Annotated in this window: 23 protein-coding genes and 1 pseudogene; 19 read left to right on the top strand and 5 right to left on the bottom strand. The window is 71.9% G+C overall.

Features of this window, described 5'->3' with window-relative positions; translation table 11 throughout:
• Window positions 1–56 precede the first annotated feature (56 nt).
• Window positions 57–998, bottom strand: a complete 942-nt coding sequence (locus I6J71_RS21150) for a DMT family transporter (RefSeq protein ID WP_204096279.1) — start codon at window positions 996–998, stop codon at window positions 57–59.
• A 124-nt stretch (window positions 999–1,122) separates the two neighbouring features.
• Here I6J71_RS21150 and I6J71_RS21145 point away from each other — a divergent pair, with 124 nt between their 5' ends.
• From I6J71_RS21145 to I6J71_RS21135, 3 genes are all read left to right on the top strand, one after another.
• On the top strand, window positions 1,123–1,458 hold the full coding sequence (locus tag I6J71_RS21145; protein WP_204097171.1) for a hypothetical protein: 336 nt from the start codon (window positions 1,123–1,125) through the stop codon (window positions 1,456–1,458).
• Window positions 1,459–1,550: 92 nt separating this feature from the next.
• On the top strand, window positions 1,551–2,474 hold the full coding sequence (locus tag I6J71_RS21140) for an aldo/keto reductase (RefSeq protein ID WP_204096278.1): 924 nt from the start codon (window positions 1,551–1,553) through the stop codon (window positions 2,472–2,474).
• A gap of 69 nt (window positions 2,475–2,543) precedes the next feature.
• Window positions 2,544–3,158, top strand: a complete 615-nt coding sequence (locus tag I6J71_RS21135) for a hypothetical protein (protein ID WP_204096277.1) — start codon at window positions 2,544–2,546, stop codon at window positions 3,156–3,158.
• Here I6J71_RS21135 and I6J71_RS21130 read toward each other — a convergent pair.
• Window positions 3,149–3,661 (bottom strand): NUDIX domain-containing protein, encoded by a 513-nt coding sequence (locus tag I6J71_RS21130; RefSeq protein WP_204096276.1) that lies wholly within the window; start codon window positions 3,659–3,661, stop codon window positions 3,149–3,151. The genes I6J71_RS21135 and I6J71_RS21130 overlap by 10 nt on opposite strands.
• 40 nt (window positions 3,662–3,701) lie before the next feature.
• Here I6J71_RS21130 and dop point away from each other — a divergent pair, with 40 nt between their 5' ends.
• From dop to prcA, 4 genes are all read left to right on the top strand, one after another.
• Complete coding sequence (gene dop / locus I6J71_RS21125) at window positions 3,702–5,204, top strand: depupylase/deamidase Dop (RefSeq protein ID WP_204096275.1); 1,503 nt, start codon at window positions 3,702–3,704, stop codon at window positions 5,202–5,204.
• 89 nt (window positions 5,205–5,293) lie between these two features.
• On the top strand, window positions 5,294–5,488 hold the full coding sequence (locus I6J71_RS21120; protein ID WP_204096274.1) for a ubiquitin-like protein Pup: 195 nt from the start codon (window positions 5,294–5,296) through the stop codon (window positions 5,486–5,488).
• A gap of 156 nt (window positions 5,489–5,644) precedes the next feature.
• Window positions 5,645–6,511, top strand: a complete 867-nt coding sequence (gene prcB / locus I6J71_RS21115; protein ID WP_204096273.1) for a proteasome subunit beta — start codon at window positions 5,645–5,647, stop codon at window positions 6,509–6,511.
• 67 nt (window positions 6,512–6,578) lie between these two features.
• Window positions 6,579–7,370 carry a proteasome subunit alpha gene (gene prcA / locus I6J71_RS21110; RefSeq protein WP_204096272.1) on the top strand — a complete coding sequence of 264 codons (792 nt, stop codon included), beginning with the start codon at window positions 6,579–6,581 and terminating at the stop codon, window positions 7,368–7,370.
• A gap of 66 nt (window positions 7,371–7,436) precedes the next feature.
• On the opposite strand, the gene I6J71_RS21105 is transcribed toward prcA, so the two are convergent.
• On the bottom strand, window positions 7,437–8,627 hold the full coding sequence (locus I6J71_RS21105; RefSeq protein WP_204096271.1) for an esterase family protein: 1,191 nt from the start codon (window positions 8,625–8,627) through the stop codon (window positions 7,437–7,439).
• A 159-nt stretch (window positions 8,628–8,786) separates the two neighbouring features.
• A complete protein-coding gene (locus I6J71_RS21100; RefSeq protein ID WP_204096270.1) occupies window positions 8,787–10,286 on the bottom strand; it encodes a bifunctional phosphatase PAP2/diacylglycerol kinase family protein in 1,500 nt (499 codons plus the stop codon).
• A gap of 147 nt (window positions 10,287–10,433) precedes the next feature.
• On the opposite strand from I6J71_RS21100, the gene pafA reads away from it, so the two are divergent.
• Window positions 10,434–11,792, top strand: coding sequence for a Pup--protein ligase (gene pafA / locus I6J71_RS21095; RefSeq protein ID WP_204096269.1), 1,359 nt, complete (start codon window positions 10,434–10,436; stop codon window positions 11,790–11,792).
• A gap of 95 nt (window positions 11,793–11,887) precedes the next feature.
• A pseudogene (locus I6J71_RS21090) lies at window positions 11,888–12,949 on the top strand (oxidoreductase).
• Here I6J71_RS21090 and I6J71_RS21085 read toward each other — a convergent pair.
• Window positions 12,946–13,644, bottom strand: coding sequence for an SDR family oxidoreductase (locus I6J71_RS21085; RefSeq protein ID WP_204096268.1), 699 nt, complete (start codon window positions 13,642–13,644; stop codon window positions 12,946–12,948). The pseudogene I6J71_RS21090 and the gene I6J71_RS21085 overlap by 4 nt on opposite strands.
• A gap of 122 nt (window positions 13,645–13,766) precedes the next feature.
• Between I6J71_RS21085 and I6J71_RS21080 the strand changes: the two genes are divergently transcribed.
• The 10 genes from I6J71_RS21080 (at window position 13,767) to I6J71_RS21035 (ending at window position 23,826) form a co-directional block, all read left to right on the top strand.
• A complete protein-coding gene (locus tag I6J71_RS21080; protein WP_204096267.1) occupies window positions 13,767–14,759 on the top strand; it encodes a YafY family protein in 993 nt (330 codons plus the stop codon).
• Window positions 14,756–15,736 carry a YafY family protein gene (locus tag I6J71_RS21075; RefSeq protein ID WP_204096266.1) on the top strand — a complete coding sequence of 327 codons (981 nt, stop codon included), beginning with the start codon at window positions 14,756–14,758 and terminating at the stop codon, window positions 15,734–15,736. Before I6J71_RS21080 ends, I6J71_RS21075 begins: the two co-directional genes overlap by 4 nt.
• 10 nt (window positions 15,737–15,746) lie before the next feature.
• Complete coding sequence (locus I6J71_RS21070; RefSeq protein ID WP_204096265.1) at window positions 15,747–15,959, top strand: bacteriophage holin; 213 nt, start codon at window positions 15,747–15,749, stop codon at window positions 15,957–15,959.
• 33 nt (window positions 15,960–15,992) lie between these two features.
• Entirely contained in the window at window positions 15,993–16,295 is a 303-nt protein-coding gene (gene tatA, locus I6J71_RS21065; protein WP_204096264.1) for a Sec-independent protein translocase subunit TatA, read from the top strand.
• 87 nt (window positions 16,296–16,382) lie between these two features.
• Window positions 16,383–17,348, top strand: a complete 966-nt coding sequence (gene tatC / locus I6J71_RS21060) for a twin-arginine translocase subunit TatC (RefSeq protein ID WP_204096263.1) — start codon at window positions 16,383–16,385, stop codon at window positions 17,346–17,348.
• Between the two features lie 6 nt (window positions 17,349–17,354).
• Window positions 17,355–18,263: a diacylglycerol kinase family protein gene (locus tag I6J71_RS21055; RefSeq protein WP_204096262.1), complete on the top strand. Its 909-nt coding sequence runs from the start codon at window positions 17,355–17,357 to the stop codon at window positions 18,261–18,263.
• 67 nt (window positions 18,264–18,330) lie between these two features.
• On the top strand, window positions 18,331–21,096 hold the full coding sequence (locus tag I6J71_RS21050) for an RNA helicase (RefSeq protein WP_204096261.1): 2,766 nt from the start codon (window positions 18,331–18,333) through the stop codon (window positions 21,094–21,096).
• Between the two features lie 178 nt (window positions 21,097–21,274).
• Entirely contained in the window at window positions 21,275–22,129 is an 855-nt protein-coding gene (locus I6J71_RS21045; RefSeq protein WP_204096260.1) for a DUF4333 domain-containing protein, read from the top strand.
• A 51-nt stretch (window positions 22,130–22,180) separates the two neighbouring features.
• Entirely contained in the window at window positions 22,181–23,386 is a 1,206-nt protein-coding gene (locus tag I6J71_RS21040) for a GNAT family N-acetyltransferase (RefSeq protein ID WP_204096259.1), read from the top strand.
• A gap of 50 nt (window positions 23,387–23,436) precedes the next feature.
• Window positions 23,437–23,826, top strand: coding sequence for a DUF4333 domain-containing protein (locus I6J71_RS21035; RefSeq protein WP_204096258.1), 390 nt, complete (start codon window positions 23,437–23,439; stop codon window positions 23,824–23,826).
• The last annotated feature ends 19 nt before the right edge of the window (window positions 23,827–23,845 follow it).

The raw sequence follows: 23,845 nt of genomic DNA, 5'->3' as shown, positions 1-23,845 counted from the left end.
GGGGGGCAACCCCCAAACCCCGCCCGGGGGCGAGCCCCCGGCCCCCCGGGTGGTGATCACCCTCGTGCGGGCCCGTCACCTCGAAGCGGTGAGCTCCGGCTGGAGCTTGCGGCGCCGGGGGCGAGTTTTCCGTGTGAGGCCAGGATTCCGAGCACGACGAGTACCGCGCCGGCGGGTTCGTTCCAGTGCACGGGTTCGTGCAGCACGAGGACGCCGAGCACGACACCCACGACGGGTGTGAGGTACGTCACCGACGACGCGTGCGCGGCGCCCCAGGAGGACACGACGGCCGTGTTCCACACGTACGCGAGGCCGGTGCCGAGCACGCCCAGGGCCAGCACACTGAGCACGACGGCGGCGGTGAGGTGCATCGGCTGGACCGCGATCGCCGATGCCGGCAGGGCGAGCAGCACGGTCGCCGACGCCGTCTGCCCGAAGGCCACCACGACGGGATCCGCGCCCCGCGGTGACACGAACCGGCGCAGGTACACGAAAGCCGCGCCGTAACACGTCGTGGCGCCCAGGCATGCCAATTGCGCCGTGAGCTGGTGGGACAGGTCCACGCCCTGCCACACGCCCACGAGGGTCAGCACGCCTGCGAAGCCCAGCAGCAGCCCCGCGACCCGTGGCGCGGTGAGCCGTTCCGCGGGCAGGGCCGCGGCGGCGAACACCACCGTCAGCAGCGGAGTGGTCGCGTTGAAGATGCTGGCCAGGCCGGACGAGACGTACTGTTCGGCCCACGAGAACAGCAGGAACGGCGCGGCGCACAACAGCACGGACACCACCGCGAGGTGGCCCCACAGTGCCGGGTCGCGGGGGAGTGGCCGGCGCCGGGCCGCCAGGACGACGGCGAGCGCGAGGGCCCCGAACGCGACGCGGGCCAGCGCGACCTGGGCCGGGGAGAGGCCCTGCAAGCCGACCTTGATGGACAGGAAACTCGAACCCCACACCACCGCCAGCGCGACGAACCGCGCGGCGATGCCGAACCTGCCGGCCATGACCCTCCACTCGCTCGCGTCGGACACCGGCCAGTCAACGGACCCGCCACGCCGTACGGCCAGCGGTTTTCGGTCACGTCACTCGACGCTGGTGTATAACGACCTATACTTTCTGGCTGTGAGCATCGACGACGCCCCGCGCCCGCGCGCCCCGATCACCGAAGCCGACGTCCTGGCCTGGCTCGAGACGGCCGCAGCCGCCGTCCAGGCGGGGGAGCTCAACGCCAACGACCTCATCGACCTCCTGGGGGAGCTGCGCCGCGCCTCCGCTGCCTGCGCCGACGCCTCCGACTGGGCCTTGCTGGCCGCCCGCGAAGAGGGCGCCAGCCTCCGCCAGATCGCCCCCGTCTTCGGCAAGGGCTACGTCCGCGCCCCGGCCGCCCGCCTCGAAAAACTCCACCGCCAGGCCCAGAACTCGGGCCAATGGCTCGCGATCCTCAGGCACAAACAAAATGTATAACGACCTATACATTGGGCCATCGTCAACAAAACCGCCGCCTGATAACGCGTTCGCGTCACCACTCAAACTCAGCACAGACGAGGAACCTCACCATGGAGCGCATCGCGGTCGGGCTCGCTGCACTCGGCCGGCCCGCCTACATCAACCTCGGCCGGGAACTACCGGGCACGCGCGATGTGCCGGCGATGCGTGCGGCGACCCACGAGGTGCTCGACGCCGCCTACGCCGGCGGTGTTCGCTGGGTCGACGTCGCGCGGTCGTACGGGCTGGCCGAGGACTTCCTGGCGAGCTGGTTCGCGGAGACCGGGCACATCGACGTGACCGTGTCGAGCAAGTGGGGTTACCGCTACGTCGGCGAGTGGCGCCTGGACGCGCCGGTGCACGAGGTGAAGGAGCACTCGGCCGCGCGGTTCGCCGAGCAATGGGCGGAAACCCGGGCGCTGCTGGGGGAGCGCGTGCGGCTGTACCAGGTGCATTCGCTCACTGTGGACAGTCCATTGTTCTCAGACGAAGCGCTGATCGACGGGCTGGCGGCACTGGCGGAGGAGGGTGTGGAGGTGGGGTTCTCGACGTCCGGCCCGGCCCAGGCCGACGCCGTGCGGCGCGCGTTCGAGCTGGAGGTGGCCGGGCGGCCGGTGTTTTCGTCCGTGCAGTCCACTTGGAACGTGCTCGAACCGTCGGTGGGCGCGGCGCTGGCGGAGTCGCGCTCGGCGGGAAAACGGGTGCTGGTCAAGGAGACGGTCGCGAACGGGCGGCTGGTGGTGGAGGCGCCGGAGCCGGTGGCGCGCATCGCCGCGGCGCGCGGTGTGGGGCCGGACGCGGTAGCCGTGGCAGCGGTGCTCGCGAACGGCTGGGTGTCGACGGCGATCGTGGGGCCTTCGAGCACGCACCAGCTGGCGTCGAACCTGGACGCCGCGCGGGTTTCGCTGACGGCGGAGGAGATCGCCGAACTGGCGGGGCTGGCCGAGCCGCCGGAGGAGTACTGGCGGCACCGGTCCCACCTCGGGTGGGACTGAAGGGCTGCACTACCCTCGCTGCATCGCGGCTCCGACCGGTGGGCCGCGGATCTTCCGGAGGGGCGGCAGGTGCGTCATCGGCAGGTGCTCGCGGTGGCGGCGGTGGCTCTCGTGGGGCTCACGGCAGGGTGCGGCCACCGGCCCAACAACCTCGAGACGTACTACGACGATCCGGCGCCGGCGGGCGACGCGGCCTCGGCCGCGCCGGTCGTTCCGCCGCCGGCAGAACACCCTGCGCCGCCCAGTCCGTCCGTGCCGGATCCGCGTGCCGCGGCGTCGGCGGCGCTGCTGTCCGATGAGGACGTTGCGGACGAAGGGGTCGCGCCGGGTCCGGGGAAGGCGTCCGGATGCCTGTCGGGGCTGGCGCCGGGGGAGCGGCGGTCGGCGAGCTGGGTGTACCCGAGTGGCTCGGGGTTGACGCACGAGGTCACGGCGTACCCGGGCCGGTCGGGTGCCGAGGTGGTCGCGGCGACGGAGTGTGCGGGTCAGGTGCTGTCGGTGCCGGCGCAGCCGGGTGTGACGGGGTTGCGGGCGTGGTGCGACGGTTCGACGTGCACGGTGCTGGCGGCGAAGGGTGAGCTGGTGTCGGCGTTGAGCGTGGTGGCGAGCACGCCGGCGCGGGCGGCGGACGCGGCGAAGCGGTTGCTCCCGCGGGTCGTGGCGAAGCTGGCGGCTCAGCCGTAGCGGTGGAACCACTCCTGCACGCCGGCGCGGCCGTCGGGGATGAACGGGCTGGCAGGGTCGAAGACCCAGGCGCGGAGGTCGGCGAGTGGCATCCAGCGGCCTTCGGCGATCTCTTCGGGCTGGTGGCGGATGGGACCGTCCCAGCGGACTTCGAAGGCGAAGTTGTGGCAGTGGACGGTGCCTTCGTCGTAGATCTTGGTGAACAATGGTTCCGGTTCCACTCCGTGGACGCCGAGTTCTTCGGCGAGTTCGCGGCGGGCGCACTCGGCGGGGGTTTCGCCCGCGGCGACGACGCCGCCGGCCCAGCAGTCCCAGGTGGACGGGAAGATGTCCTTGTCCGCGGTGCGCAAGTGGACGTAGACGGACTTCCCGTCGCTCGAACGGACGAGCACGACGCCGGCGGCGTGCCAGAGTCCTTCGGCGCGCACGCGGGAGCGCAGTGCGTGCCCGACGGCGTGGCCGGTCCGGTCATAGAGGGCAACGAGTTCGTCACTGCCTGGCATGGGGGCATCGTCGCACGCGCGCACCCCGTAGGGTGTGGGTATGCGTCGGATCATGGGAACCGAAGTCGAGTACGGGATCGCCGTGCCCGGGGACGCCACGGCGAACCCGGTGCTCACCTCGACGCAGGTCGTGCTCGCCTACGCGGCGGCTGCTGACATTCCGCGGGCCCGGCGGGCCCGGTGGGACTACGAGGTGGAGTCGCCGTTGCGCGACGCGCGCGGGTTCGACCTGACGGGGCCGGGCGGGCCGGGACACGACCCGGACGTGGAGGACCTGGGGGCCGCGAACGTCATCCTGACGAACGGTGCGCGCCTGTACGTGGACCACGCGCACCCGGAGTACTCGGCGCCGGAGGTCACGAACGCGCGGGACGCGGTGATCTGGGACAAGGCCGGGGAACGGGTGATGGAGGAGGCCGCCGTGAAGGCGGCGACCGTGCCCGGGCAGCCGGCTTTGCAGCTGTACAAGAACAACGTGGACGGCAAGGGTGCGAGCTACGGCACGCACGAGAACTACCTGATGGCGCGGTCGACGCCGTTCACGGCGGTGATCGCCGGGTTGACGCCGTTCTTCGTGTCGCGGCAGGTCATGTGCGGTTCGGGCCGGGTGGGGATCGGGCAGCAGAGCGAGGAGGCCGGGTTCCAGCTCTCGCAGCGCGCGGACTACATCGAGGTCGAGGTCGGTTTGGAGACGACGCTCAAGCGCGGGATCATCAACACGCGCGACGAGCCGCACGCGGACGCGGACAAGTACCGGCGGCTGCACGTGATCGTCGGTGACGCGAACCTGGCGGAGTACTCGACGTACCTGAAGGTGGGGACGACGGCGCTGGTGCTGGACCTCATCGAGTCGGGGATCCGGTTCGACGAGCTGAAGCTGGACGAGCCGGTGCGGGCGGTGCACAAGATCAGCCACGATCCGACGTTGAAGACGAAGGTCGAGCTGGCGAACGGGAAGAAGTTCACGGGGCTGGACCTGCAGTTCGCCTACCACGAGATCGCGGCGGCGAATTTGGAGCGCACGGGCGCGGACGAGGCTTCGAAGGAGGTTCTGCGGGTCTGGGGCGAGGTGCTGGACGCGCTGGCGCGGGATCCGCAGGAGTGCGCGGACCGGCTGGACTGGCCGGCGAAGCTGCGGTTGCTGGAGGGGTACCGGGAGCGGGATCAGCTGGCGTGGGGTGCGCCGCGGTTGCGGCTGGTGGACCTGCAGTACTCGGACGTGCGGCTGGCGAAGGGCCTGTACAACCGGCTGGTGACGCGGGGTTCGATGAAGCGGCTGGTCACGGAGGAGGAGGTCCAGGCGGCGATCACGACGCCGCCGTCGGACACGCGGGCGTATTTCCGGGGCCGGGCTCTGGAGAAGTACGCGACGTCGATCGCGGCCGCGTCGTGGGATTCGGTGATCTTCGACGTGGGCAAGGAGTCGCTGGTGCGGATTCCGACGCTGGAGCCGTTGCGGGGGACGAAGGCGCACGTAGGGAAGCTGCTGGACGCGGCGGCGACGGCGGAGGAGCTGGTCGAGGCCATCACCGGTTCGGACTAGGCCGGGGTGGTGGATCGGGACCGCGGTGTTGCCCCGAATGTCGGGGCCGCTGGGTAGGCTAGGAATCATCGGCCACACCGGGAGGCGAGATGGCGCAGGAGAAGATCGAGAAACACGGCGGCGGCGACTCCGACGAGGAGTTCGAGGCCACCGGAGCGGCGGGCCAGGAGCGGCGCGAGAAGATGGGCGAGGACGTCGACACGATCCTCGACGAGATCGACGACGTGCTGGAGGAGAACGCCGAGGACTTCGTTCGCGCCTACGTGCAGAAGGGCGGCGAGTAGTCGTTCGCGGCCGGTGACCGTCCCCGGGTGTGCCGGGGACGGCGCCGGTCGGCGTGCCGCTGCGGGTTCGTGGCGGTGTCGTGGCACGGTGTCGGCACAGCGCGCCCGGGTGTTCACAGGACGGGTGCACAGCACAGATGGGAACCAAGAGCACGTATGGACAACACCTCCCCTCGGGCGGGTTTTTCGGGCCCGGGCCTGCCTGCGTCGTATTTCTCGCCGGCGTCGTCGTCGTTCGCGGACTTCGTGCGGGAGCAGGCGCCTGAGCTGTTGCCGGCGCGGCGGGTGCCGTCGCAGGGCGCGGGTGAGCTCGGGGTGCCGCACGGGACGACGATCGTGGCGCTGACGTTCGCCGGGGGTGTGCTGATCGCGGGTGACCGGCGGGCGACGTCGGGGAACCTGATCGCGAGCCGGGACATCGAGAAGGTGCACGTCACGGACGAGTACTCGGCGGTGGGGATCGCGGGGACCGCGGGCCTGGCCGTGGAGATGGTGCGCTTGTATGCGGTGGAGCTGGCGCACTACGAGAAGATCGAGGGTGTGTCGCTGTCGCTGGACGGCAAGACGAACAAGCTGGCCGGGATGGTGAAGTCCAACCTGGAGATGGCGATGGCGGGGCTGGCCGTGGTGCCGCTGTTCGTGGGGTACGACCTCGAGGCCGAGGACGCGAAGCACGCGGGCCGGATCGTGTCGTACGACGCGGCCGGTGGCCGGTACGAGGAGAAGGCCGGTTACGCGGGGGTGGGTTCGGGTTCGTTGTTCGCGAAGTCGGCGCTGAAGAAGCTGTACGACCCGGATGCGGACGTCGAGGCGGCGGTGCGGACCGCGGTGGAGGCGTTGTACGACGCCGCGGACGACGACACCGCGAGTGGTGGGCCGGACCTGGTGCGGCGGATCTTCCCGAGCGTCATCACGATCACCGCGGAGCAGGGTGCGGTGCAGCTGCCCGCGGAGCAGACGGGTGCTGTCGCGGAGGCCGTGGTCGCGGGCCGGGCCGAGCGCAACCACCACCGGCAGAGCTGAGTGCCGTGACTTTCCCGAACGCTGAACCTTCGACCGCCGGTACACCGGAGAACGTGGAGCCGACACCGTGACGATGCCGTTGTATGCCTCTCCCGAGCAGTTGATGCGGGAGCGTTCCGAGCTGGCGCGCAAGGGTATTGCGCGGGGGCGGAGCGTGGTGGTCTTGAAGTACTCCGGTGGAGTGCTGTTCGTGGCGGAGAACCCGTCGGCGACGTTGCACAAGGTGTCGGAGATCTACGACCGGATCGGGTTCGCCGCGGTGGGCCGGTATTCGGAGTTCGAGAACTTGCGGGTGGCGGGGATCCGGCACGCGGATCTGAAGGGTTACCAGTACGACCGGCGTGATGTGAGTGCGCGGGCGCTGGCGAACGCTTATGCGGCGACGTTGGGCAGCATCTTCACCGAGCAGCTGAAGCCGTTCGAAGTGGAGGTGTGCGTAGCGGAGGTCGGGGCGAGCCAGGCGGAGGATCAGCTGTACCGGCTGACCTACGACGGGTCGATCTTCGACGAGTCGCCGTTCGTGGTGATGGGTGGGCAGACGGAGCCGATCGGGTCGAAGCTGAAGGACACGGTGGATCCGGAGAACGATCTGCGTACGGCGCTGGCGACGGCGATCGAGGGGTTGCGGGCGAGCGCGTCGTCGTCGAACGGCAACAACGGCGGGTCGGAGCCGGATCAGATCAAGCTCGAGGTGGCGGTGCTGGATCGGGCGCGGCCGCGGCGTGCGTTCCGCCGGTTGACGGGTGCGGCGTTGGACGCGTTGCTGCCGGAGCCGCCGGTGAAGGACGAGGGTGACAAGCCGGCTGAGTCGTCGGGGTCGTCGGGGTCGTCGGATGAGGGTGGCTCCGCGAAGGAGTGATGCTGCGAAGTGTGTCGGGTGGGCCGTCCGGGTTTCCGGGCGGCCCACCTGGCGTTTCGGGGTTGGTCAGGATGCGGGGATGTTGGTGGGGCGGAAGTGTTCGTCGGCAAAGGCGAGCAGGTAGGGCAGGGTCGCGCGGGCGGTGTGCCAGGTGTGGTTGAAGCCGTGTTCGCTGTGGACGACGGCTTCCTGGCCGCGGCGGTGGAGGGCGTCGGCGATGCGGCGGGCGGTGGCGACGTCGGTGGGGGCGCCGGTGCCGACGGCGAGCATGACGGCGATGGGCTGGGGGAAGGCCATGGTCGGCAGGTAGCGGCGCGGGGTATTGGTGGCGATGGCGCCTGCGTGGCCGTCGAGGATGCCGATGGAGTTGTTGAGGTCGTCGTAGGGCAGGGCGATGACGAGGGTGGCGAACTCATCGAGGTGGTGGAGGCCGGTGTTGAGGGCGGCGAAGCCGCCGCCGGACATGCCGCCGAGGGCGCGGTGGCGGCGGTCGGGGATGGTGCGGTAGCGGTGGTCGACCGCTGGGACGACCGTTTTCGCCAGGTAGGTCTCGAGCTGGGGGCCGCCGGGTACGTCGACGCCTTCCCAGTCCTTGCTGGGCGTACCGGCGGTGAGGTCGACGCTGACGGTGATCATCGGGGCGATCACGTGCTCGGTTTCGAGGCTGCGCAGCGTGTCGGGGGCGGCGCCGGAGGTGAGCCAGTCGAGGGGGCCGCCGTAGGGGTAGCCGTGGATGAGGTAGACGACCGGGTAGCGGCGGGCGGCGTTGGCCGGGTCGGTGTAGCCGGGCGGGAGGATCACGTAGTTCTCGCCGGAGGGCACGGCGTGGGCGGGGTCGGGCAGGCTCAGCACGTCGATGTGGTCGCTGCTGCTCGCCGGGCCCGGATGGGGAGCCGCGGCGCTGTCTGGGGCGGCGTCGGGTTCGTCGATGCCGTCGTCGAGGAGCATGCCCACGGCGTCGGCCGCTCCGGAGCCGCGTTCGAACAGCCGGCGCAGGTCGTCGGGCGTGCGGACGTAGCCGACGTAGCCGTTGACGGCCGTGACGGCGGCGACGAGGAAGAGGGTCACCGCGCCCGCGGTGCCCCAGCGGCGGGCGCGGCGGTGGTGGGCCAGGGCGATGGTCACGGCGAGCACGGCGACCGCCGCACCGGCGGCGGTGAGCCAGATCAGTGGCGATTCGAGTGGCCCGAGGTCGCGCGCGTGGGCGGTGATGTCGGGCGGCAGCACGGGATCGGAGGCGGCGGCGTGCGGGGTCATCGCGGCGCCGCGGGGCGGGGGCGGCGCGCGGCGCCGCGGGAGGGGAAACGCACGTGGGGTCCCTGCCGGGTACGGGAGCGGGCAGGGTTCGCCCGCAGCTGGCAAGATCAACGTACGGGCGCGGCGCTGTGGATTCGTTGAGAGCGGGTAAAGCGCTGGTCAATCCCGGTCGTCGGGGTTGCGGTAGATCGTGAGCGCGCTGGGGCGGGCGCGGAACACGAACTCCTTGCCCAGCGGCCCGACTTCGCCGTCGGTGGCGACGCGACGGTTGCCGTCGAACAGTTCCACGCGCAGTTCGGACACGTCGAGCTGCTGGTAGACGTGGCTGGCGTTGAGGCTGTTGGTGATCATCGCCAGCAGGAACCGGGCCCGTGAGTAGGGCAGGTCGGCGCGCAGGTAGCGCACGTCGAGCACGCCGGTGTCCAGCGCGGGACGCCGGGAGGGTGCGAACCCCTTGGGGGAGTAGGTGCCGTTGCCGACGAAGATCAGCCAGACCTCGGTGCGTTCGCCGTTGAGCAGGACCGGCAGCGGCTTGGCGCGGCGCAGCACGCGGGCGAGCGCAAGCGCGGCCGAGGGCCACTTCGGGTGTTTCTCCTGCAGCTTTTCGCGCAGCCGCACCATCTCGGGGTAGCCGCCGAGGCTCGCGGTGTTGACGAACCAGCGGTGTTCGGTCTCGCCTGCTCCGTGGACTTCGACCTCACCCAGGTCGATGCCGACCGCGTTGCCCGCTTCGGTGGCGGCGTCGGCGTCGGGCATGGAGCGCACGCCGACGTCGCGGGCGAAGTGGTTGAGCGTGCCGGCGGGGATGAGCGCGAGCGGCAGCCCCCGTTCGGCGGCGACGGACGCGACGGCGGCGACCGTGCCGTCACCTCCGGCGACGCCGAGCGCGCGCACGGTCCCGCCCCGCGCGTCGATCTCGGACTTGAGCTGTTCGCGCAAGTCGCGGCGCGCGTCGGGGTAGAGCAGCGTCGCCTTCGGCCAGGCGAAGCGCACGTCTTCGGTGAGGTCCTGGCCGTCGACACCGGAGTGCGGGTTGACCAGGGCCAGCATGTCCTCGCCGTCGCGCATCTCGGGCGCCTCGGCGGTGTGGGCGGTGCGGGCGGGCACGTCCGGGTGCAGGGGCCACCAGTGCCGTGTCAGCGTCGCGACGGTGACACCGATGACCACGCCGGCTCCGACGTCGCTGGGCCAGTGCACACCGGTGTGCACGCGCGAGTACGCCACCGCGCCGGCGAGCGGGGCGACGGCGAGCCCGGCGCGTGGCGACTCCATCGCCACGGCCGTCGCGAAGGCGGCCGCGGACGCGGCGTGGCCAGACGGGAACGACGAGGACGTCGGGCGCTTGCGCAGCCGCCGGTGCTCGGGGACCTCGTCCTCGGCCGGGCGCCGCCGCGGGAACAGGGGCTTGCCGAGCAGGTTCGCCGCCGCGCTCGCCCCGGCGATCGCCGCGACCCCGCGCAGCGCACCCCGCCGCGTCGCCCCCTTGCGCGTGGCCAGCAGACCCGCCACGGCCCACCACAACCGGGATTTGTTCGCGGATTTCGAAAGCCAGCCGAGGACGTCGTCGCCGCGTGTTCGAGGCAGCGCGGCACTGCGCGCGATGAGGGCCCGATCGGTGCGCCCGACCTTCCGGAATGGGCGGCTGAGCTGGTGGAACACCGTCGCTGACCTCTCCTTCGCCGGGGGTGGCGCCGCGCCCGGTTCAGGCCGGTTTCGCGCGGTGTTTCTCGCGTTGCAACGTACCGACCGCGTGTCGCCGCCCGATCGGCGCACCTCAGGTGGGGGTGCAGCGCCTACTCTGGTGGGATGCAGCGGCGGATCTTTGGCATCGAGACCGAGTTCGGGGTCACGTGCACCTTCCACGGTCAGCGCAGGCTCTCACCCGACGAGGTCGCGCGGTATCTCTTCCGGCGGGTCGTGTCGTGGGGACGCTCGTCGAACGTGTTCCTGTCCAACGGCTCACGGCTCTACCTGGACGTCGGGTCGCACCCCGAGTACGCGACGGCCGAGTGCGACGACCTCACCCAGCTGGTCACCCACGACAAGGCCGGTGAGCGGATCCTCGAGGACCTGCTCGTCGACGCCGAGCGGCGGCTGGCCGACGAGGGCATCGGCGGCGACATCTTCCTGTTCAAGAACAACACCGACTCCGCGGGCAACTCCTATGGCTGCCACGAGAACTACCTCGTGACCCGCGCCGGCGAGTTCTCCCGGATCGCCGACGTGTTGCTGCCGTTCCTCGTCACCCGCCAGCTGATCTGCGGCGCGGGCAAGGTCCTGCAGACCCCGCGTGGCGCCGTGTACTGCCTGTCGCAGCGCGCCGAGCACATCTGGGAGGGCGTCTCCAGCGCCACCACCCGGTCGCGGCCCATCATCAACACCCGCGACGAGCCCCACGCCGACGCCGAGCGCTACCGGCGCCTGCACGTGATCGTGGGTGACTCGAACATGGCCGAGCCGACCACGATGCTCAAGATCGGCTCCGCGAACCTCGTGCTGGAGATGATCGAAGCGGGGGTGCAGTTCCGCGACTTCACGCTGGACAACCCGATCCGGGCGATCCGCGAGATCAGCCACGACCTCACCGGCCGCCGTCAGGTCCGGCTCGCCGGCGGCCGCGAAGCGTCGGCGCTGGACATCCAGCGGGAGTACCACGCCCGGGCCGTGCAGCACCTCAAGGAAAACGGCTCCACCCCGGCCAACGAGCGGGTCGTCGAGCTGTGGGGCCGCGCCCTGGAGGCGGTGGAACAGCAGGACTTCAGCAAGATCGACACCGAGATCGACTGGGCGATCAAGCACCGCCTCGTCGAGCGCTACCGCGCCAAGCACGACCTGGACCTGTCCAGCCCGCGCGTCGCGCAGCTCGACCTGGCCTACCACGACATCCGCCGCGGCCGGGGCATCTTCGACCTGCTGCAGCGCAAGGGCCTGGTCCGCCGCGTCACCGACGACGGCGAGATCGAGGCGGCCAAGGACACCCCGCCGCAGACCACCCGCGCGAAGCTGCGCGGCGACTTCATCGCCGCCGCGCAGGCCGCCGGGCGCGACTTCACCGTCGACTGGGTGCACCTGAAGCTCAACGACCAGGCGCAGCGGACCGTGCTGTGCAAGGACCCGTTCCGCTCGGTCGACGAGCGGGTGGAGCGCCTGATCAGCTCGCTGTAACCCGTACTGCCGCCGGAGGGGCCCTCCCGCGCTGGGGGAGGGCCCCTCCGGCGTTCCTGACGAAAGCCGCCGCCGGGGTGCGGCAGGATCGGCGCATGCGTGTCGTGCGTGCGTTGCTGGTCCTGCTCGGTGCTGTCCTCCCGCTCGCCGCCGGTGGCGTCGCGACCGCGGCCCAACGGCTCCCGTCGTGGCAACTCACGCCGACCGGGACCACGGCGCAGTTCCGCGGGCTTTCGGCGGTCGGCGGCCGGGTGGCGTGGGTCAGCGGCACCCAGGGGACGGTGCTGCGCACCACCGACGGCGGGCGGACCTGGACGCCGGTCGGCCCGCCGGGCACGGGGACCCTGGAATTCCGCGACATCGAGGCCTTCGACGCCGACCACGCCGTGGTCCTCGCCATCGGTCCCGGCACCGACTCCCGGATCTACCGCACCGACGACGCCGGCCGGCACTGGCGCGAGACCTTCCGCAACCCCGACCCGGCCGCGTTCTTCGACTGCGTCGCGTTCTTCGACTGCGTCGCGTTCTTCGACCCCCGGCGCGGGCTGGCCATGAGCGACCCCGTCGACGGGAAGTTCCGCGCGCAGGCCAGCGCCGACGGCGGCCGCACCTGGCGGCAGCTGCCCGCGGCCGCGTTCCCGCCCGCGCTGCCCGGGGAGGCCGGGTTCGCAGCGAGCGGCCGGTGCCTGACCGCCTCAGGCCCGGCCGACGGGTGGCTCGCCACCGGCGGCGCCACCACCGCCCGAGTGCTGCACACCGGCGACGCCGGCCAGCACTGGACCGTCGCCGCCACGCCGCTGCCCAGCAGCGCCTCGGCCGGGGTGTTCGCCCTCTCGCGTTCCACACCCCGTGGCGGGGCGTCGCCATCGGCGGCGACTTCGCCGACCCCACCGCGCCCGGCCCGGCCGTCGCGCTCTCGGGCGACCGCGGCCGCACCTGGCGCACCCCGCCGCAGTACCCGGCGGGCTACCGGTCGGGGCCGGCGTGGCTCGGCGGGTCGGTCATCGCCGTCGGTCCCGGGCAGCGACCTCAGCCGCGACGGCGGCCGCCACTGGAGCCCCTTCGACACCGGCAGCTTCGACACCGTCGACTGCACCCCGCTCGGCAGCTGCTGGGCCAGTGGCACCGGCGGCCGCGTCGCCCGGCTGGTGCGTTAGAGGACCTGCCCGGTCGGGCGGACCATGATCTCGTTGACGTCGACCGTCGGCGGCTGCTCCAGCGCGTAGAGCACGGCGCGGGCCACGTCGTCGGCCTCGAGCTTGGGCTTGCGCCGCTGCTCCTCGGTGAGGATGCCGGTGTCGGTGATGCCCGGCTGCACCAGCGTCACCCGCACCCCGGTGCCCACCGCCTCTTCGCGGATCCCCGCGGCCATCCCGCTGACCGCCCACTTCGTCGCCGAGTACAGGCTCCCCTTGCGCGGGTATCGGCCCGCGACCGAACCCGTGAGCACCAGGTGCCCGCCCGACGCGGCCAGCGCCGGCAACGTCGCGCGCGCCGTGAGCGCGGCACCGTAGACGTTGGTCAGCACCAGCTCCCGCCACCGTTCGGGTTCCGCACCGCCGTCACCGAAGAACGACACCCCCATCCCGATGCCGGCGTTGGCGAACACCGCGTCGAGCCGGCCGAAGCGCGCCAGCACCGCCTCCACCGCACCCGAGATGCTCGGCCAGTCCGCCACGTCGGCGGCCAGCGGCAGCGCCTGCCCCTCGCCGAGCTCCGCCGCGAGCGGTCCCACCGAGCCGGCGTTGCGCGCGACGAGCCCCACGCGGAACCCGGCGGCGACGGCCCGTCTCGCCGTCGCCGCACCGATCCCCCGCGACGCTCCGGTCACCAGAAGCACACGTTCAGTCATGCCACCCAGGCTAGGGCCGCCCGCGCGCGAACGAGACCCGGCGAAAAAGCCGCCGAGGCACGCCGACGGCGTGTTCGGGGAACCTCACGAAAGAGAACGGGGAGGAGAGCTAGGGTTGACGGGTGTCCACCGCACGCGCCGAACGGCTGGTCAACCTCGTGCTCGCCCTCCTGTCCACCCGGCAGTACCTCACCGCCGAGCGGATCCGCGGGATCGTGCCCGGGTACGCCGACGCGGCCAGCGACGAGGCCTTCTTCCGCACGTTCGAACGCGACAAGACCGAGCTGCGGGAGCTCGGCATCCCGCTGGAGACCGGCCGCAACTCCGCCTTCGACCCCATCGAGGGCTACCGCATCGCCCGCCGCGACTACGAGCTGGGCGAGATCGACCTGGCCCCCGACGAAGCCGCCGCGGTCGGCCTCGCGGTGCGCCTGTGGGACTCGCCCGAGCTGACCGGCCAGGCCCAGGGCGCTCTCGTGAAGCTGCGCGCCGCCGGCGTCGAGGTCGACGACCAGGCCAACACCGTGATCGAACCCCGCGTGCGCGCCGAACCGGCGTTCGGACCGCTGCTCGCCGCCGTGCAGAACGGCCAGGCCGTGCGGTTCGAATACCGCCGCAGTGGCTCCCCGGAGCGCCGGATGCGCGAGCTCGAACCGTGGGGCGTCGTGTCGTGGCGCGCCCGCTGGTACGTCGTCGGGCACGACCGCGACCGCGGCGCCACCCGCTGCTTCCGCCTCTCGCGGGTCACCGGCACGGTCACGCCCATCGGCCCGCCCGGCGCCGTGACGCGGCCGGAGGGCGTCAACCTGCTCAAACTCGTCTCGGTCACCGACAGCGGCGACGAACAGAACCCCGTCACGACCGCGCGGCTCTGGATCGCCGACGGCCGCGCCGCGGGCGTCCGCCGCCGAGCCGCCGTCGTCGGCCGCGAAACCATCGGCGGCGAAGAGGGCGACGTCGTCGAGATCGGCCTGTACTTCCCCGAATCGGCCGCCGACTGGATCGCCGCCCAAGGCCCCGACGTGCTCGTGCTCGAACCCGACGTGCTGGCCAAATCCGTGCAGCACCGGCTCGAGGCCGTCCTCGCCCGCGCCGAGCAGGGGAGCGCCCGGTGAGTGGATCCGGAGAGCGCATGCCGCGCCTGCTCGCACTCGTGCCCTACCTGCTCGCGCGTCCCGGCGTGCGCGTCGACGAGGCGGCCCACGACTTCGACGTCACCCCCCGGCAGCTGCGCAAGGACCTCGAGCTGCTGTGGATGTGCGGTCTGCCCGGCTACGGCCCCGGCGACCTCATCGACCTGTCCTTCGAAGGCGACACCATCGTCGTCACCCACGACGCCGGCATGAGCCGGCCCCTGCGCCTCACCGGCGGCGAGGCCACCGCCCTGCTCGTCGCGTTGCGCGCGCTCGCCGAAACCCCCGGCGTGGTCGACGGTGACGCCGTGCGTCGCGCCAGCGCCAAGATCGAGGACGCGGCCGGGCAGGCCCAGCCCGCTGGTGTCGTCGTCGGCGGCGGCGTGCGCGAGGGAAAACGCGCCGCGAAGACCCGCGAGCAGGTCGCGGCCGCGCTGCAGGCCGGGCGCGCCCTGCGGATCCGCTACTACACCGCGTCCAAGGACCAGGTCACCGAACGCACCGTGGACCCGATGCGGCTGCTGATCGTGCAGGCCGTCGGCTACCTCGAAGCGTGGTGCCGCCGCGTCGAGGGGGTGCGGCTGTTCCGGCTGGACCGCATCGATGAGCTGACCGTGCTCGACGAACCCGCCGCGCCGCCCGCGCACGCCCGCCCCACCGACCTGTCCGACGGCGTGTTCTCCGTGCGGCCCGACCAGCAGGAGGCCGAGCTCGTGCTCGACCCCGACGCGCGCTGGGTCGCCGAGTACTACCCGTGCGAAGAGCTCGACGAGCTCGACGGCGGCCGGTTGCGGATCCGGATGCGCTACGCGGACGAGTCCTGGATGGTCCGCCTGGTCCTCGGGCTCGGCGGAGATGCGCAGGTGGAGAGCCCCGTCACACTGGCGGACGCCGTTCGACGGCGCGCGGCCGACGCGGTGGCCCGATCCCGTCACCTACCGTCAACCTACGGCCGTTAAGGTAACCCACGTGTCGTACTTGCCCACCTACGTGCTGCTCGCGGCGGGCCTGCTCGTCCTGATCCTCCTGCTGGTGCGGACGATCAGAGTCTTGCGCGGCTTCCGCCGCACGGTGAGCATGGTGGCTGAGGACACCCAGGACCGGACCGGACTGATCCGGGCCCGGTCGGCAGCACTTCGCGTGGCCGTGGCGCAGCGCCGCGAGGCACCGGAAAACCAGTAACATCGGCAACGACTCGAAACAAGGAGGCCACCCATGAACGCGCTGCAGCCGTGGCACATCATCCTGCTGGTGCTCGTCGTGGTTCTGCTCTTCGGAGCCAAGAGGCTTCCGGACGCCGCCCGCTCCATCGGCAAGTCCATGAAGATCTTCAAGGCCGAGACCAAGGACCTCACGGGCGAGCAGAAGGCCGAGGCCGAGGAGGCCGAGACCCGCCAGCTCCCGCAGTCGACGGCCCCGGCACAGGACCAGCAGGTCGCCGACCTCCAGCGCCAGCTCGACGAGCTGAAGAAGCAGCAGGCCTCGTCGGCCGACCAGCCGCAGAAGAACGCCAGCTGAGCCCCACCCGCACCACCCGGTCCCCGGTCCGCGGAGCGCGCTGAACCCGGTGCGCTCCGGCGGGCTATGACGAGAACGGAAAGACCAGTGGCGGAAGCCGCCAACGGCGCAGGTGCCGGCCGCAGCAGCAAGCGGACCAGGCGCAGCCGTCGGAAGAACCCCGACGGCACGATGACGCTCATCGAGCACATCTACGAGTTCCGCCGCAGGCTGGGCTTCGCCCTGCTGTTCGTGGTCATCGGCGGCATCTTCGGCTTCATCTGGTTCGAGCAGCACCTCGGGCCGATCCCGTCACTGGGCAACATCGTCACCCAGCCCTACTGCGCCATCCCCCCCTCCCAGCGGTTCGGCGGCGACCAGGGCGGCTGCCGGCTCCTTCAGACCGTGCCGTTCGAAGCGTTCACGATCCGCCTCAAGATCGGCATCGCCGCCGGCGCGGTCCTGCTCTCCCCCTTCTGGCTCTACCAGTTCTGGGCCTTCATCGCCCCGGGCCTGTACTCGAAGGAACGCAAGTACGCGCTCACCTTCGTCGGCTTCGCGTCCGTGCTGTTCATCGCCGGCGCCGTGCTCGCCTACCTGCTCGTGCCCCACGCGCTGGCCCTGCTCGCCGGATTCGGCCAGGAACAGTTCGTCACCGCGCTCACCGCGGACAAGTACATCTCGTTCATCCTGTCCCTGCTGGTCATCTTCGGCGTCAGCTTCGAGCTACCGCTGATCATCGTCATGCTCAACATGGTCGGCGTCGTCAAATACCGGCAGCTGCGCAAGTGGCGCCGCGGCATCCTGTTCGCACTGTTCGTGTTCGCCGCCTTCGCCACCCCGGGCTCCGACCCGTTCTCGATGCTCGGCCTCGCCGGCGCGCTCACGATCCTGTTCGAGATCGCCATCCAGATCGCGCGCATCCACGACCGCAAACGCAACAAGGTCCGCGAAGACGAGGGCTGGGACAAGCTCGCCGACGACGAAGCGGCGCCCTTCAACTACACCCCGAGCACCATCGACGACGAGCCCGCGACCTCGCCGCGCGCCACCACGACCGACGACATCACGTAGCCGCCCGTGGGCGTGAACGCAGCGCTGGCCGTCCACCCGGCCTCCGGCCACGGAGCCGCGGCCCGGATCGCCGACGCCGTCGCCGATCGGCTGCGTCCCGCCGTCGACCGGCTCGACGTGCTCGTCGCCACCAGCGTCGAGCAATCCCGCGCCCTCATGCGCTCCTCCCACGCCGAGGGCCTCGACGTGCTCGTCGTCCTCGGCGGCGACGGCGCCGCCCACCAGGGCGTGCAGTTCTGCGCCGACCACGACGTCGCCCTCGGCCTCATCCCCTCCGGTACCGGCAACGACTTCGCCCGCGCCCTCGGCACCCCACCCGACACAATCCGGGCCACCGACGCCCTTGCCGCCGCGCTGCGGGCCGGCACCCGGCGCCGGCTCGACCTCGGCCGCACCGGCGCCGCCTGGTTCGCCACCGTCCTGTGCTCCGGCTTCGACGCAGCGGTCAACGCCCGTGCCAACAGCCTCCGCTGGCCCGCCGGACCGCTCCGCTACGACGTCGCCATCCTCGCCGAGCTCGCCGCGTTCAAGCCCCGCCCCGTCACCCTCCGCACCGACGAGGAGACCCTCGAACTCGACGCCACCCTCGTCGCCGTCGGCAACACCCCCTACTACGGCGGCGGCGTCCCCATCTGCCCCCGGGCCACCCCCGACGACGGCCTGTTCGACGTCACGATCATCGGCGCAGCCGGCCGCCTGCAGCTGCTGCGCCTGCTGCCCGGCCTGCGCACCGGCGCCCACCTCGACCACCCCGCCGTACGCACCCTGCGCACCCGCACCCTCAGCATCGACGGCCCGCAAACCCCCGAAAGCGCCGGCTGGCCCGCCTACGCCGACGGCGAATCGCAGGGCAGCACCCCCGTCACCGCCACCTGCGTGCCCGGCGCGCTCACCGTCGTCGCACCGACCCCGTAACCGGCCGGTCACCGAACGGTCGGCACGCCGCGTGCGGACTGTCGGTGCCGTGTGGAACCCTGAGTGGGTGGCCAGTAGCCCTTCACCATCCCCGGCCGAGGCCTATGCGGTCTCGCGCCGCCGCGGCAAGTACCCCGAGCTGACGCGCTTCGCGGGCGAGGTGTCCTTCGAGTTCGACGAGTTCCAGGTCCGTGGCTGCGAAGCCCTCGAAGACGGCCACGGGGTGCTCGTGTGCGCGCCCACCGGCGCCGGCAAGACCGTCGTCGGCGAGTTCGCGGTGCACCTGGCGCTGGCCGAAGGCCGCAAGTGCTTCTACACGACCCCCATCAAGGCGCTGTCGAACCAGAAGTACGCCGACCTCGTCGGCCGCTACGGCACCGACGCCGTCGGCCTGCTGACCGGCGACACCTCCATCAACGGCAACGCCCAGGTGGTCGTGATGACCACCGAGGTCCTGCGGAACATGCTCTACGCCGGCAGCTCCAGCATCCCGGAGCTCGGCTACGTCGTGATGGACGAGGTCCACTACCTCGCCGACCGCTTCCGCGGCGCCGTGTGGGAGGAAGTGATCCTCCACCTGCCCGAACACGTCCGCGTGGTCGGGCTGTCGGCCACCGTGAGCAACGCCGAGGAGTTCGGCGAGTGGCTCGTGGAAGTCCGCGGCGACACCACCGTCGTCGTCGACGAGCACCGGCCCGTCCCGCTGTGGCAGCACATGCTCGTCGGCAACCGCCTGCTGGACCTGTTCGCCGGCCAGGACGAAGCCGACCCCGGCGCCGAGCTGAAGATCAACCCCGGCCTCCTGCGCCGCACCGAGGAGATCGGCCGCTTCGCGCCCGCGGCCCTGCGCGGCAACCGCGGCGGCCGCCGCGGCGCACCCCGCCCGCCGCGGTTCCGCCCGCCCTCCCGTGTCGACGTCACCGAACGGCTCGACGCGGCTGGGCTGCTGCCCGCGATCGTGTTCATCTTCTCCCGCGCCGGCTGCGACGCCGCCGTCGCCCAGTGCGTGCGCTCGGGCCTGCGGCTCAACGGACCCGAACAGGTCGAGGAAATCCGCCGGATCATCGACGAACGCACCGCCGACCTGCCCGAGGGCGACCTCGGGGTGCTGGGCTACTGGGAGTGGCGCGAAGCCCTCGAACGCGGCTTCGCCGGCCACCACGCCGGGCTGCTGCCCGCGTTCAAGGAGACCGTGGAGGAACTGTTCGTCCGCGGCCTGGTCAAGGTCGTGTTCGCCACCGAGACCCTCGCGCTCGGCATCAACATGCCCGCCCGCACCGTCGTGCTCGAGAGGCTGGTCAAGTACAACGGCGAAGCTCACGTCGACCTCACCCCGGGCGAGTACACCCAGCTCACCGGCCGCGCCGGGCGCCGCGGCATCGACGTCGAAGGCCACGCTGTGGTCGCGTGGCAGCCGGGCGTGGACCCCAAGCAGGTCGCCGGCCTGGCCTCCACCCGCACCTACCCGCTGCGCTCGTCGTTCCGGCCCGGCTACAACATGGCCGTCAACCTCGTCGCCCAGGTCGGCGCCGACGCCGCCCGCGAGCTGCTGGAGCAGTCCTTCGCCCAGTTCCAGGCCGACCGCTCCGTGGTCGGCACCGCCCGGCGCATCGAACGCAACAAGGAAGCCCTCAAGGGCTACGCGGGCGCGGTCACCGGCGAGTTCGACGAGATGCTGGAATACGTGGAGCTGCGCGCGAAGATCTCGGCGCGGGAGAAGGCGCTGTCACGCCAGAACACCGCCGCCCGCCGCGCCGGCACCGCCGAGTCGCTGGAGAAGCTGCGCAAAGGCGACGTGATCGCCGTGCCCGCGGGCCGCCGCGCCGGCCTCGCCGTGGTCGTCGACCCGGGCCTGGACCCGATCCGCGAACCCCGGCCCGTGGTCGTCACCGAAGACCGCTGGTCGGGCCCGCTGTCGGTGGCGGACTTCCCGTCGCCGGTCGAGCCGCTCGGGCGCATCCGCCTGCCCAAGCACATCGAGCTGCGCTCGCCCAAAACCCGCCGCGACATCGCGTCCTCGCTGCGCAACGCCGGCATCGCCCTGCCCGGCCGCCCGCGCCGCCGCCCCGGCGCGGGCGACGACGCCGAGCTGAACTCGCTGCGCCGCGCCCTGCGCGCCCACCCCTGCCACGGCCTCGCCGAACGCGAGGCCAACCTGCGCTGGGTCGAGCGCTACCAGCGGCTGCAGGCCGAAACCGAGCAGCTCGAACGCAAGGTCGCCGCCACCACGCACTCACTGGCCCGCGCGTTCGACCGCATCCTCGCCCTCCTCGGCGAACGCGGCTACCTCGGCCCCGGCACCGGTGAGGACCGCGTCACCGAGCACGGCCACCGCCTCGCCCGCCTCTACAGCGAGTCCGACCTGCTCGCCGCCGAATGCATCCGCCACGGCGTGTGGGAGAACCTCGGCCCCGCCGAACTCGCCGCCGTGGTCTCCACGCTCGTGTTCGAAGCCCGCCGCGACACGGCGGGGGAGCCGCGGCTGCCCGGCGGCGCCGTGCCCAAAGCCTGGGAGGAGACCACCAAGCTGTGGGTGGACCTCACCGAGGACGAACGCCGCCACCACCTCGAGCGCACCCGCGAACCCGACGCCGGCTTCGCCTGGCCGGTCTACCGCTGGGCCCGCGGCGAATCGCTCGAAAAGGTCCTCACCGCCGCCGAGACCAACGGCCAGGAGCTCTCGGCCGGTGATTTCGTGCGCTGGTCACGTCAGGTGATCGACCTGCTCGACCAGATCCGCGACGTCCTCGGCAAGGCCGATCCCGTCGGCGCCACCGCCGCGGACGCCGTGCGCGCCCTGCGCCGCGGCGTCGTCGCGGCCGGTGGCGCGTGAAATCCGCGTTACCCGAAAGGCGCTCGCGGGCACGCGAAGGTCACCGGTCGGACAGGGTGTGCGTGGACGCGTGTGCTCGGCCCCGACCTGTGGTTGGATCGCGCACGACACCGTGGGCAGCAGCCCCTCCCGGGCCGGGCGGAACTGCTGCGGCAGGAGAACAAGGCGGAGGCAAGCGATGAGCACGCCGTATGGCGGCAACGACCCCCAGCAGCCCCAGTACGGGCAGCAGCCGCAGTACGGGCAACAGCCGGGCGGCGCCTACCCGCCGAGCGGGCCGCAGGAACAGCAGCAGCCCTACAACCCGCAGCAGTACGGCCAGCAGCAGCCCCAGACCTACGACTCGCAGCCCACCCAGTGGGTTCAACCCCAGCAACCCCAGCAGCAGCCCCAGTACGGCCAGCAACCGCAGTACGGGCAACAGCCCGGCGGCTTCACCCCACCGCAGCAGCCGCAGTGGGGCCAGCAGCCGCCCCCGCAGCCGTACGGGCAGCCCTACGACCCCAACCGCCAGCAGCAGCCCCCATACGGGCAGCAGCCCGGCGGTGGCTACCCGCAGAGCGGGCCGCAGCAGCAGCCGCTCTACGGCCAGCAGCCCCCGAGCGGCCCGCACGCCCAGCCCGCCTACGGCCAGCAGCCACCCGGCCAGTACGACTACGGCCAGGCCACCGCCGTGGCCCAGACCGCCGGAGGCTCCGGAGAGCAGCCGAAGTCGAAGAAGGGCCTGTTCATCGGCGTCGGCGCGCTCGTCGTGGTCGTCGCGGTGGTCGCGATCCTCGGGTTCGTCGCGCCGGGCTTCTTCAAGACCGAGGTCTTCAACAACACCCAGATGCAGACCGACGTCGCGAAGCTGCTCACCGACACCTACAAGATCGAAGGCGTCGGCGGCGTCACCTGCCCGGCCGAGCAGAAGGTCGCCGACGGCGCCACGTTCGAGTGCACCGCGACCATCAACGGCAAGCCGCAGCAGGTGAAGATCACCGTCAAGGGCACCGACGGCAACTACGAGGTCTCACCACCCGCCGCCGGCTGACCCGCGGTAAATCGGTGGACCACCCCGCGCGCGGCACAGGATGATCCGGCCATGAGCGACCACACCGTACGGCTCCTGAAGACCGCCGACGAGCACCGCGCGGCCTGGAACCTGTTCCGTTCGGCCCTGCACGTCAAAGCCGGCAGCGACGAGGAATGGGAGCGCGTCGCCGATGCGCTCCAGGCCCCGGGGTCGCGCCGGTTCGGCGCGTACGACCCCGAGCTGATCGGCACGGTGTACGCGTTCGACGCAGAAACGGTCGTGCCCGGCGGTGCACGCGTGCCGCTCGCGGCCGTCACCGGCGTCGGAGTCCGGGCCGGCCGGACCCGCCGCGGGGTACTCAGCTCGATGATGACCGCGCAGCTGCAGGACTTCGCCGAACGCGGTGTCACGCTCGCGACCCTGCACGCCAGTGAAGGCGTCATCTACGGGCGCTACGGCTACGGCGTCGCGACCCTCAGCCGCGACCTCACCGTCGACCGCCACCGCGCCCGGCTGCGGGCACACGTTCCGGCCGGCGGCGAGGTCAACGTGTTCGGCCTCGAGCAGGCCGCGATCCAGTGGCCCGACCTCTACGCCGCCACGAGCCCGACCCGCGCCGGCACGATGACCCGGCCCCCGTACTACTGGCCCCCGCACGAGAACTACCTGCGCCGCGAGTCGAGCCCGATCGAGACCGCGGTGCACCGCGGTCAGGACGGCGTGGACGGCTTCGCCGTCTACCACGTGAACCGCGACGCGGGCCGCCAGAAGATGACCGTGCTGCAGCTCCAGTACACCAACCCGGCCGCGTTCGCCGGGCTGTGGCGGTTCCTGCTGTCGGTCGACCTCGTCGACGAGATCTCCGCGATCGCCCGCCCGCTCGACGAACCGGCCGAGCTGCTGTTCACCGACCCGCGCGCGGTCAAGGTCACCGGCGTGGAGGACGAGCTGTGGCTGCGCGTGGTCGACGTCCCGGCCGCGCTCACCGCCCGCACCTACGCCCCGGCCGAACCGGTGGTGCTCGAGGTGCGGGACCCGCACCTGCCCGCCAATGACGGCTGCTACCGCGTGGGCGCCGACGGCGCGGAACGCAGCGACTCCGAACCCGCGTTGCGCCTCGACGCCGCTTCGCTGGCGATGCTCTACTTCGGAGCGTGGCGCGCGTCCGACCTCGCCGGCACCGGCCGGATCGAGGTCCTCGACGCGGCCGCCCCGGCGCACGTGGACACGCTGTTCGGGACGCGCCGCGCCTCGTGGTGCGGTACTTTCTTCTGACCTTGACCAAGCGCCCGGAACCGGGCTACGGGGGGCGGAGGAGCGGGGACATGCGCGCCGTGGCGGTGCTGAGTCTGTGCGGCCTCGGGCTGCTGCTCACCACGAGCTGCTCGACAAGCCCCGAACCGGAGCCGCCCGTGAAAACCGTGACCGTCACCGCGCCCGCCGGCGCGTCGCCGGGCAGCACCGGCAGCAGCGCGCCGTCGGCCACGGGGCCGGGACGGGTGTTCGACGCGAAGGCGATGGACGCCGCCGTCGCGAAGATCCTCACCGGCACCTACCAGCTGCGAGACGTCGGCGAGGTCAGCTGCCCTGACCGGCAAGCCGTCACCGACGGCTCCACGTTCCACTGCGTGGTCGAGATCGCGGGGGAGCCCAAAAGCGTGCCCATCACGGTCACCGGCACCGACGGTGACTACCGCGTCGACCCCCCGCGATAACCGCGTGCGCGGGCGCGGC

It is taken from the genome of Amycolatopsis sp. FDAARGOS 1241, from assembly GCF_016889705.1.
GTDB lineage: Bacteria > Actinomycetota > Actinomycetes > Mycobacteriales > Pseudonocardiaceae > Amycolatopsis.
Note: the sequence above shows the minus strand (reverse complement) of the source record. Positions and strands in the feature narration are given on the sequence as shown.

Coding starts and splice junctions, on each gene's coding strand:
- I6J71_RS21150 (WP_204096279.1), bottom strand. CDS start 998: ATGGCCGGCAGGTTCGGCATCGCCGCGCGGTTCGTCGCGCTGGCGGTG.
- I6J71_RS21140 (WP_204096278.1), top strand. CDS start 1,551: ATGGAGCGCATCGCGGTCGGGCTCGCTGCACTCGGCCGGCCCGCCTAC.
- I6J71_RS21130 (WP_204096276.1), bottom strand. CDS start 3,661: ATGCCAGGCAGTGACGAACTCGTTGCCCTCTATGACCGGACCGGCCAC.
- dop (WP_204096275.1), top strand. CDS start 3,702: ATGCGTCGGATCATGGGAACCGAAGTCGAGTACGGGATCGCCGTGCCC.
- I6J71_RS21120 (WP_204096274.1), top strand. CDS start 5,294: ATGGCGCAGGAGAAGATCGAGAAACACGGCGGCGGCGACTCCGACGAG.
- prcB (WP_204096273.1), top strand. CDS start 5,645: ATGGACAACACCTCCCCTCGGGCGGGTTTTTCGGGCCCGGGCCTGCCT.
- I6J71_RS21105 (WP_204096271.1), bottom strand. CDS start 8,627: ATGACCCCGCACGCCGCCGCCTCCGATCCCGTGCTGCCGCCCGACATC.
- pafA (WP_204096269.1), top strand. CDS start 10,434: ATGCAGCGGCGGATCTTTGGCATCGAGACCGAGTTCGGGGTCACGTGC.
- I6J71_RS21085 (WP_204096268.1), bottom strand. CDS start 13,644: ATGACTGAACGTGTGCTTCTGGTGACCGGAGCGTCGCGGGGGATCGGT.
- tatA (WP_204096264.1), top strand. CDS start 15,993: ATGAACGCGCTGCAGCCGTGGCACATCATCCTGCTGGTGCTCGTCGTG.
- I6J71_RS21045 (WP_204096260.1), top strand. CDS start 21,275: ATGAGCACGCCGTATGGCGGCAACGACCCCCAGCAGCCCCAGTACGGG.
- I6J71_RS21040 (WP_204096259.1), top strand. CDS start 22,181: ATGAGCGACCACACCGTACGGCTCCTGAAGACCGCCGACGAGCACCGC.
- I6J71_RS21035 (WP_204096258.1), top strand. CDS start 23,437: ATGCGCGCCGTGGCGGTGCTGAGTCTGTGCGGCCTCGGGCTGCTGCTC.